The organism is Phenylobacterium sp. (assembly GCF_035276905.1).
GTDB lineage: Bacteria > Pseudomonadota > Alphaproteobacteria > Caulobacterales > Caulobacteraceae > Phenylobacterium.
Map to the genome: position 1 here is coordinate 1 of NZ_DATELG010000429.1, position 8,932 is coordinate 8,932.

Below are 8,932 nucleotides of genomic sequence, written 5' to 3' on the forward strand. Positions count from 1 at the left end.
CAGACCGCGTTCGGCCACCTTCGCCGACTCGTACTGCAGGCAGAGCTGCACGCCGCCGACGTTGGCGGCGTAGTCGTCATGGCTGAAGGTGATGTGCAGGTCCTTCAGGCCGGTGCGCGAGCAGGCGACGACCGGGGCGAAATCCGTCGCCGGCTGCGGCGCCGCCTTGCGGGCCCGCTCCGCCGCCTCGACCAGGCGATCCTCGAACGGGACCAGGCCGGCGATGATCTTGTAGCGGAAGCCCAGGACGCCGCGCGGCGGGCGGCCTTCGGCCCGGCCGGTCGCGATGTAGTGGGCGAACGGATTGAGCCCGGTGCGCTCGATGTCGGGATTGTCGTTCAGATAGTCGCGCACCGAGAACCACGCCGTCGGGTCGCGCCCCTCGCGCCAGCCGTGCGCCAGGAAGTGCTCCAGCGGATCGCAGCCGGGCTTGGCGAGGTCGGGATAGGCCTGGAAGTAGAAGTCGGCGTCGAACTCGGCCGCGACGACGGTGCGCTCGGCCTCGTCGAACAGCGGACCTGGGCCCGGCGCCGGCGTCGTCTGAGGGATGCGCGGGCTGAGCGGCGGCGGCGGCGGCTCGAACGTCCAGGGCCCGCCCTGCGCCCGCCGCCAGGCCGCGCCGTGCCGCGAGGGAAAGATATCCAGGCCGGCGCGGGCGCCGAAGCGCAGATAGTGGCCGAGCGGCTCCTCCGCGCGCTCGGCGACCTCGCGATAGGCGTCGAGGTAGCGGCTCACCGAGAACCAGGGCGCCGGGTCGCGCCGTTCGCGCCACCCCTGCTCCAGATAGTGGCGCACCGGATCGAAGCCGGGCCGCACCAGTTCCGGGTTCGTCGCCCGATAGAAGGCCTGGTCGACCGCGGTCGATACGATCCGGTAGGCCTCGTCAGCTTCGGCCGTAGCGGCCATTCGGCGTATCTTCCCTTCACGGCGGCGAGGGGCTTGTGTGCAACAGAAGGTCCGGTGGATCAACCGGCGTGGTCGCAGAGGCGGTTGCGACGATGCGCGAGCAGGCCTAACCAGCGAAGGCGATGACGACGACCGACACGCCAAGCCCGTCGAAGCCGGCCGATTCGAGCCGCCGCACAGCCTATCTGGTGCTCGGCATGCACCGGTCGGGCACCTCGGCGGTGACCCAACTGCTTTCGCTCGCCGGCGCCCAGCTGCCGAAGAACGTCATGCCGGCCGACGAGCACAACGCCCAGGGCTATTTCGAACCCTGGCGGATCGCGACCTTCAATGACGAGCGGTTGCGGGCGGCGGGCTCGGCCTGGGACGACGCCTTCGCCTATCCCTGCCCGGAGCTCCCCGAGGCGGAGGCGGACGAATGGCTGCGCCGGGCCACGGTCCTTTTCCGCGAGGAGTTCGCCGCCAGGCGCTATCCGCTGATCAAGGACCCGCGCGTCACCGTCCTGCTGCCCTTGTGGCGGCGGGTGTTCGAGGCCTTCGACCTCGACGCCCGCTGCGTCATCCCAGTGCGCCATCCGCTGGCGGTGGCGGGCTCGCTCGCCCGGCGCGACGGGTTCTCGCCGCAGAAGTCGGTGCTCCTGTGGAGCGCCTACATGCTGGCCGCCGAGGCGTACAGCCGCGACCTGCCGCGGGCGTTCGTCGACTATGACGCCATGCTCGCCGACTGGCGCGGCCAGGCGGCCCGGATCGAGCGGGACCATGACGCCCCGTTGCCCAAGCTGGGCAAGGCGGCCGCCCGCTCGATCGACGCCGCGCTGACGTCGGAGCTGCGCCACAACCGCGCCGACGGCGATCTGGCGGCCCTGGGCTGGACCGGCGAGATCGCCGCGGCCGTCTACGCCTGGTTCGTCGCCGCCGCGCGCGACGAGCCGCAGCCGGCCTCGGCCCTCGACGATGTGGCGCAGCGATTCTCCGAGCGGCGAGGCGAGATCGGGGCCCTGGTCTCGCCCGCGGCGCGCGACCTCGACGCCGCGCGCGTCGAGCTGCTGAGCGCGCGCCAGTCCCTGGCCTGGGAACACCGCGAGCTGGAGCTGCTGCGCCAGGAGCTGGAGCAGACGCTGGCGCGGATGGCCTCCGTGCAGCGCGACTGGTGGGCGCAGAAGGGCGTGATGGACGAGGCCGGCTGGGCGCTAGACGCGATCCTTGCGGGCTGACCGCGCGCGCCCACCCCCAGATCCCGGCGGATCGACGGCGACGTAGAGCAGCCCCGCCATGGCCGCGAGGTCCAGGAAGTAGAGATAGCGGTAGTCGCAGGCGATCGAGATCACGAAGAAGCTGGCGGCGAAGCCCAGCGCGCCCGCCATCAGGGCGATCACCGCCAGGTCCGCCGGCGCCCACCGGAACATGAGCGCGATCCCCACGCCCAGCGCCAGCAGCGCATAGGCCAGGTGCGAATAGACCGGCGTTCGCAGGAAGGCCCCGTTGTAGCGCAGCAGCCGCTCGTCCTGGGCCGACCAGCGGTAGCTCATGCCGAGGTCGTCGAGCACCTCCCGCGGTCCCTGGACGCCCAGGCAGACCGGCACGCAGCGCTCGATCCTCGGCGTCAGGAAGACCCAGCGGAACGCCTCGGCCCGCGCCCGCAGGTAAAGCCACGGCCGCTGCAGGATGAAGGCCCGCCAGTCCGCCGCCAGCGCCGCCGCCGGCGCCGCGCGCATGGCCGCCGCGATCCGCGGCTGGCCGTCGGCGAAGTCGATGCGCTCGGGCGAATAGTACTTCGGCGCCAGGCTGCGGAAGGTTGCGGCGGCGTGCGGGGCCGCCCGACCGACCGCGGCCAGCGGAAAGTCCGGGTCCAGGGTCACGGCGGCGAAGAGGTCGTAGCTCTGCAGCATGCGCAGGCCCTCCCCCATGCCCTCGGCCGATCCGGGCGGACCGCTCGGCCGGGTGGCGAGGTTCATGCCGTGCGAGACCGCCACCACGGCGATGATCCCGCCCAGGCTCCAGCCCAGGCCCCTGCGCCAGCGCCGGCGCTCGCCCGAGGCGCCGCCGTGCGGCCGGGCCTGGAACCGCGCCCAGCCAAGCGCCACGGCGGCGAGGGCGCCGACGACGATTCCGTTCTGGCGCAGCAGCGCGGCGGCGCCCAGGAGCAGCAGGGCGCCGAGGAGCAGGGCGATCCTGAAGCTCCGCGCGTTCCAGCGCGCCAGCGCCCAGGCCAGGCAGATCATCCCGGCGATCGAGGCGTTGGCGAACAGGACGTCCTTCCAGACGATCGCCTGGTAGATCAGCACCAGCGGCGAAAGGCCGAACAGCACGGCGGCGACCACCGCCCAGCGGCTGGTGCGGCCGCGCAGCCAGGGCAGCGAGGCGAGCGCCGCGAACAGCAGCAGCCCGCTGGCCGCGACGTAGAGGCCGGTCCCCTGCGAGACGCCGTCGAACACCCCCAGCACCCAGGCGTAGAAGGCCGGCGCCCAGCTCTGGCGGACACGGATCCGCCCCTCCAGCAGCTCGAGCAGGGAATCGAACGTCAGGTGCCCGGGCAGGTTGGCGACCAACATGGCCGCCCAGCCGAGCGCGAGCGCCGCCACATATGCCGCCCGCGTGGCCCGATCTCCCGTCGTCCTCATTCGCCCGACCACCTGTCCCCTTCCCACGGCGCAGCAGCGTCCCGCAAGCGCCGCCCATAGCCTTGGACTATGGGCGAAATCATGCTCATTCCGACCGCGCGGCTCCGCGCGCCGCGCCGGAACCACCTCATGAGCGTCGTCTATATCCTGGCGCACTTCGACGACGAATACTGCGCCCTGCCGCTGATCTGGCAGGCGGCGCGCGAGGGCCTGGAGCAGCGGTTCGTCTACCTGGTCGACTACCGCGACGCGGCCCTTGGCGCCCGGCGGCTGGCCGAGACGCGGGTTTTCCTGGCGCGCCAGGGGATCGCCGAAGCCGCCGTCCTGCCGCTCGGCCTCGGCAGCGGGGTGTTCGACCAGAGCCTGCACCGCGGGGCGGGCGTCATGTTCCCGCGCCTGGCCGAGGCGGTCGCCCAAGTCCAGGCCGAGGGGGCGGGCGTGACGCGGCTGGTGGTTCCGGCCTGGGAGGGCGGCCACATGGATCACGACGCCTGCGCCTTCATGGCCGTGCGGCTGGCGGCGCGGCTCGGCGGCCCGCCGGTCCGGCAGTTCACGCTCTACAACGGCCGGGGGCTGGCCGGCCCGCTGCTGCGCGGCGGCGCGCCGCTGGCGCAGAACGGCCCGCGCACGGCGGTCCGCCTGACGCCGGCCGAATGGCTGCGCTGGATGGCGGTGGTCCGGGCCTTTCCCTCGCAGGCCTATGCCTGGTCCGGCATCTGGCCGGCGATGTTCGCGGGGACGGCGCGGCGGGGCTTCGCCTGGCAGGCGCTGGAGCCAGCGCGGGTGACGGCGCGGCCGCACGCCGGCGCGCTGTTCTACGAGCGGATGTTCAAGGTCGCCTACGAGGAGGTGCGCGCAGCCCTCGACGACGCATTTCGAGATGCGGCGATGGAGGAGAGCCCTTGATGAGGCGCGCCGCCCTGCTCTGCGTGGCCGCCGCGATCCTCGCCGCCTGCGGCCCCGCACAGGCGCCGCGGGCCGACGCGCCTGCGCCGCACAAGGTCGCGCCTCTGGTCGCCGGCCCTCTCCCTACGCCGCCGGCCTGGGCCCAGCCCTTCATGGGCAAGATCGTCACCCAGGCGCTGCCGCAGAAGGAGACCTGCCTCGGCAACGCCGATCACAGGCTCGGCCGCTACGCCGGGCCGCCCGCCGGCAGCGCCGTCGGCGGCTGGGGCTGGGACAAGCAGGCGAAGCAGCCGCTCGCCCGCATCCTGCTGACCGACGAGACCCTCAGGGTCTGGGGCGCCGGCGAGGCCGTGGGCGGCGCGCGGCCGGACGTGCCGAAGTACGCGCCCGAGGTGCAAAGCCAGCGGACCGGATGGCGCGGCGCGGCCCGGGCGACCTCCGGCCTGGTCGTCGCCTGGGGCTTGGTCGAGGACGGCAAGGCGATCTGCCCGATGGGCGAGATGGAGCTCTAGTCAGTCGTCGAGGCTCGCGCGCCGCGACGGGTCGACGGCGACGTAGAGCACGCCAGTGATGGCCGCGAGGTCGAGGGCGTAGAGGTAGCGGTAGTCGCAGGCGATCGAGGCGATCAGGAAGGTGGCCGCAAACCCCAGGGCGGCGACCATCAGGGCGGCCATCGCGATGTCGCCAGCCTCGCGCCGCAGCAGCAGGAAGACCGCGACCGCCGCGGCCGCCAGCGCATAGGTCAGATGCGAATAGAAGGGCGTGGCGAACCACGGCCGGGCGTAGGCGTAGAGCGCCGCATCCTGGATCGTCGGCCCCCGGGTCAGGCCCAGATCGCCCAGGACCTGCGGCAAGCCTTCCACGCCCAGTTGCAGCGGCCCGCAGAGCTCCAGCTTCGGCGTCAGGAACACCCAGCGGAACACCTCCAGCCGGCGGCGCAGGTAGCCCAGCGGGTCCTGCAGGATCATCGCGCGCCACTGGGCTTCCCAGGACGCGCCCTTGATACGCCACAGGGCGCGGCGCACCGACGGCGTCCAGTCGAGGGTGTCGATGCGCATCGGCGACCAGACGCCCGGCAGCTCGCGGCGCAGGACGACCAGCGACAGCGGCCGGTCCGCCTCCAGCTGCGGCAGCGGACGCTTGGGATCCTCGACGATGGCGGCGGCGACGTCGTAGTGCGCCAGAAGCACCATGCCGGTGGCGCGCGGCTTGCCCGGAGTCTCGTGGATCGGGTTGAGGAAGGCGAGGAGCAGGGCGAAGGCGAGCGGCGCCGCCAGGCCCGCGGCGGCCCAGCCCAGGCCCCGGTCCCAGCGGCCCTGGCCCGCGATCCAGCCGAGCGCCAGCGCCCAGGGGACGATCACCACGCCGCCGTTCTGCCGCACCAGGGCGCCGACAGCGAGCGCGGCGACCGCCGCGGCCAGCAGCGGCCAGCGCATAGACCATTCGCCGCCGAAGTGGACGCCGGTTCGGCGTAGCGAATGGTCTGACTTCAAAGACTTATGAACATTTGGCGGTTCTTCCGAACCGCCAAATGTTCGGGCGGGCGCCGCCCACAGCCGCGAGGCCAGCGCCAGCGCCGCGAAGGCCGCGACCGTGAGGTCGGCGAACAGCACGTCGCGCCAGACGACGCCCTGCAGAATCAGCACCTGCGGCAGGGCGAAGGCCGCCGCCAGCGCGCACGGCCCGGCCCACGACACCCGCCGCCGGATGTGCGGCAAGGCCGCCCAGGCGAGCGCGGTGATCATCAGGCTCGCGACCGTATAGAGGCCCCAGCCGGGCACGAGATGGTCGAAGAAGCCGAGGATGGCGCTGTACATGCGCGGCCCCCAGCTCATGCGCTCGTGGTGGCGGCCCTCCCAGAGGCCGGTCGCCGAATCCAGCGGCAGATGGCCGGGCAGATTGACCGCCGCGATCAGGGCGAAACCTGCGATCAGCAGCCAGCGCCAGGCCGCCCAGGCGTTCGCGCTGCGGCCGTCCATCGCCTGCTCCCCGCCCTTCGTCACGGCTCAGCCGGCCGACGTGCGGCTGATGACCACCAGGCCCGCCAGGATCAGCCCGACGCCGGCCCAGTAGCCGCCGGAGACCGGCTCGCGCAGAAAGGCCATCGCGCCCAATGGCGTCAGCGCGAAGCTCAGCGCCATCAGCGGATAGATCCGGCTGAGCGGCGCGTGCCTGAGGATCATCACCCAGACCAGGGTCGCGCCGCCGTAGAGCGCCAGGGCCACGGCCAGGATAGCGAGCCCGCGCGGATCGGCCAGCGGATGGCGCGGGTCGAGGTGGCCGGCGGCGAGCTTGAACAAGAGCTGGCCGGCGGAGATCACGCAGACGCAGGCGAGCGGCGCAACCAGTCCCCAGAGAAGTCCCACCGAGCCCAAGCCGTTCCCCCTCGCCAAGCCTGTCGGTAGAGCCCGCTTCCGGCCTGCGGGTCAAGCTGGGCCGCCACGTCGGGCCGCCACCTCAGCCCTGCGCTTCCTGCTCCATCTTCGCCACGGTGCGCAGATAGGGGTGGATCGGCCGGCTCGGCACGTTCAGGACGTCGAAGTTGGCCGCCTGCAGCAGCAGCTGGAACCCCAGGATCACCGGCAGGGCCGCGGCCATGACCACCCCGGCCGAGGCCGACTGCCCCGGCAGGCGCACCGAGATGTAGTGCGCGGCGTAGCCGACGCCGAACAGCAGCGAGAACAGGCCGAACACCAGCTCCAGGCTGGCCACGCTGAAGTCGCGGACGAAGTACTGGCCGAGCACCCGCTGGGCGAAGTTGCGAAGGTGCCTCAGCGCGAACGGCCCGACGATCGCGCCGATGCGCAGGTTGGAGACCTCGTCGGCGTAGCGCGCCGGGATCGGCACGTCGCGCACCACCGCGCGCAGGGTGCCCAGGTGGTAGAGCAGGTCGGTCTCGAAGAAGAACCGCTGCGAGATGCGCTTGCGCAGCACCAGCTTGGCGACCTGGGCGTCGATGGCGGTGAAGCCGTTGGTCGGATCGAAGATGTTCCAGTAGCCGGTGGAGACCTTGGCCGCGAAGCTCAGCGCGGCGTTGCCGAAGATGCGCACCGTCGGCATCTGCTGCAGGTGGCTGATCGAGGTGAAGCGGTTGCCCTTGGCGTAGTCGGCCTCGCCCAGCAGGATCGGCGCGACCAGCTGGGCGGCGTACGACAGGTCCATCTGGTCGTCGCCGTCGACCTTGACCAGCACCTGGCCGCCGCGCCGCTCGGCCTCGCGATAGCCGGCCAGCGTCGCCCCGCCGACGCCGAGGTTCTTCGGCAGCTTGACCACCGCGACCCGCGGATCGCGCACGTTCGCCAGGATGAAGTCGCCGGACCCCTCCGGACAGGCGTCATCGACGCAGACGACCCCTTCGACCCAGGCCGGCGTGCGGGCCAGCACGGCGAGGATGTGCGCCTTGACCTTGTAGCAGGGGATGACGAACCAGACGCCGGCGCCTTCGAGGAGGGGCGGAGCGTTCGATGCGAAGCGCTCGCTCCCGAGAGCCTTCGCCTGCCGATGGGGCGTGTCGATCGTCATCGAGCGCGGGCTAACACGAAGAATATCGGCCGCAAAGGCACGCAGACGCCTGACGAAGCTCAGGGCGCCGAGAACCTCTCCACCGCCGCCTTAACCAACTGGTCGTGATCGAGGCTGCAGACGAGCAGATCCTCCCCGACAAGCACCACTGCGACGTTGGAGAGGCCGATCACAGCCACGCGGGCGCCGGGGGGAGCCCGGAGTAACACGTTTTCACTGTCGATCAGCACGGCGCCGTCCGAGGCCCTGTTGCCTTGGCCGTCCTTGGGCGAGAGCCGCCACACCGTCGACCATGCGCCCAGGTCGGAGATCTGGAAGGCGACGCGAAGGACCGACGCGTGCGCGGTCTTTTCGAGCAGGGCGTAGTCGATCGAGCGCCGCGGAGAGTCCAGGAAGGCGTCTCCAAGGCGAATCACCCGGCCCTTGACGGCGGCCTGGGAGATCGCCGTTTCCACCGCCACCAGGGTCTCAGGCGCGTGCTTTCTGAACTCCTGCAGGAGCATGGACGCGCCGGCCGCGAAGATGCCGCTGTTCCAAAGGGCGCCCTCCGAAATCAGCTCGCCGGCCCGCGCCTCGTCGGGCTTCTCGACGAATCGCAGGATCGGGCTCAGCCGCGCCGGCCTGGATGGCACGATGTAGCCATAGGCCGGCGAGGGAGACCGCGGCTGCATGCCCAGTGACACAATTCCCGACTGCCCCGCCGCGTCGGCCGCGATCCCGGCGGAGCTGGCGAAGTCGGCCTCGTCGGCGAAATGATTGTCGGAGGACAGGAAAAGCGCCACGCCGTCTTCGGCGGCGCGCGCGATCCAGGCCGCGGCCGCAGCGACAGCGGCGGCCGAGTCGCGCGGGCCCGGCTCCAGGAGAACGTCGGCCTCGAGGTTCAGCGCCCCCAGCTGGTCGACGACCAACTGGAGGTGCGGCTCGCCCGCGACGACCACCAGCCGCTCGACGGCCGGGAGCCCGGCGGCCCGCAACAG

Annotated in this window: 9 protein-coding genes; 3 read left to right on the top strand and 6 right to left on the bottom strand. The window is 72.1% G+C overall.

Translation table 11 applies throughout. The features are described from left to right. On the bottom strand, positions 1-906 hold a 906-nt coding region (locus VJS38_RS20495; RefSeq protein ID WP_349254652.1), incomplete at its 3' end, for a hypothetical protein. Positions 907-1,028: 122 nt separating this feature from the next. Between VJS38_RS20495 and VJS38_RS20500 the strand changes: the two genes are divergently transcribed. Further along, entirely contained in the window at positions 1,029-2,120 is a 1,092-nt protein-coding gene (locus tag VJS38_RS20500) for a hypothetical protein (protein WP_324090001.1), read from the top strand. Here VJS38_RS20500 and VJS38_RS20505 read toward each other — a convergent pair. After that, positions 2,097-3,527 (bottom strand): hypothetical protein, encoded by a 1,431-nt coding sequence (locus tag VJS38_RS20505; protein WP_324090002.1) that lies wholly within the window; start codon positions 3,525-3,527, stop codon positions 2,097-2,099. The two genes, VJS38_RS20500 and VJS38_RS20505, sit on opposite strands and share 24 nt — an antisense overlap. 129 nt (positions 3,528-3,656) lie before the next feature. Between VJS38_RS20505 and VJS38_RS20510 the strand changes: the two genes are divergently transcribed. Both VJS38_RS20510 and VJS38_RS20515 read left to right on the top strand, forming a co-directional pair. Next, complete coding sequence (locus VJS38_RS20510; RefSeq protein WP_324090003.1) at positions 3,657-4,433, top strand: hypothetical protein; 777 nt, start codon at positions 3,657-3,659, stop codon at positions 4,431-4,433. Continuing rightward, positions 4,433-4,945: a hypothetical protein gene (locus VJS38_RS20515; RefSeq protein ID WP_324090004.1), complete on the top strand. Its 513-nt coding sequence runs from the start codon at positions 4,433-4,435 to the stop codon at positions 4,943-4,945. Before VJS38_RS20510 ends, VJS38_RS20515 begins: the two co-directional genes overlap by 1 nt. Here VJS38_RS20515 and VJS38_RS20520 read toward each other — a convergent pair whose 3' ends face one another. The 4 genes from VJS38_RS20520 to VJS38_RS20535 all read right to left on the bottom strand — a co-directional run. After that, on the bottom strand, positions 4,946-6,412 hold the full coding sequence (locus VJS38_RS20520) for a hypothetical protein (RefSeq protein ID WP_324090005.1): 1,467 nt from the start codon (positions 6,410-6,412) through the stop codon (positions 4,946-4,948). 27 nt (positions 6,413-6,439) lie between these two features. Next, complete coding sequence (locus VJS38_RS20525) at positions 6,440-6,799, bottom strand: hypothetical protein (RefSeq protein WP_324090006.1); 360 nt, start codon at positions 6,797-6,799, stop codon at positions 6,440-6,442. 91 nt (positions 6,800-6,890) lie between these two features. Further along, positions 6,891-7,955 (bottom strand): glycosyltransferase family 2 protein, encoded by a 1,065-nt coding sequence (locus VJS38_RS20530; RefSeq protein ID WP_324090007.1) that lies wholly within the window; start codon positions 7,953-7,955, stop codon positions 6,891-6,893. A 59-nt stretch (positions 7,956-8,014) separates the two neighbouring features. Further along, positions 8,015-8,932, bottom strand: a 918-nt coding sequence (locus VJS38_RS20535) for a sugar phosphate nucleotidyltransferase (protein WP_324090008.1), incomplete at its 5' end; no start/stop codon positions are given.

Bases quoted from the DNA above. Each gene is read 5' to 3' on its own strand.
- VJS38_RS20500 (WP_324090001.1), top strand. From the start codon at position 1,029: ATGACGACGACCGACACGCCAAGCCCGTCGAAGCCGGCCGATTCGAGC.
- VJS38_RS20530 (WP_324090007.1), bottom strand. From the start codon at position 7,955: ATGACGATCGACACGCCCCATCGGCAGGCGAAGGCTCTCGGGAGCGAG.
- VJS38_RS20510 (WP_324090003.1), top strand. From the start codon at position 3,657: ATGAGCGTCGTCTATATCCTGGCGCACTTCGACGACGAATACTGCGCC.
- VJS38_RS20505 (WP_324090002.1), bottom strand. From the start codon at position 3,527: ATGAGGACGACGGGAGATCGGGCCACGCGGGCGGCATATGTGGCGGCG.
- VJS38_RS20520 (WP_324090005.1), bottom strand. From the start codon at position 6,412: ATGGACGGCCGCAGCGCGAACGCCTGGGCGGCCTGGCGCTGGCTGCTG.
- VJS38_RS20515 (WP_324090004.1), top strand. From the start codon at position 4,433: ATGAGGCGCGCCGCCCTGCTCTGCGTGGCCGCCGCGATCCTCGCCGCC.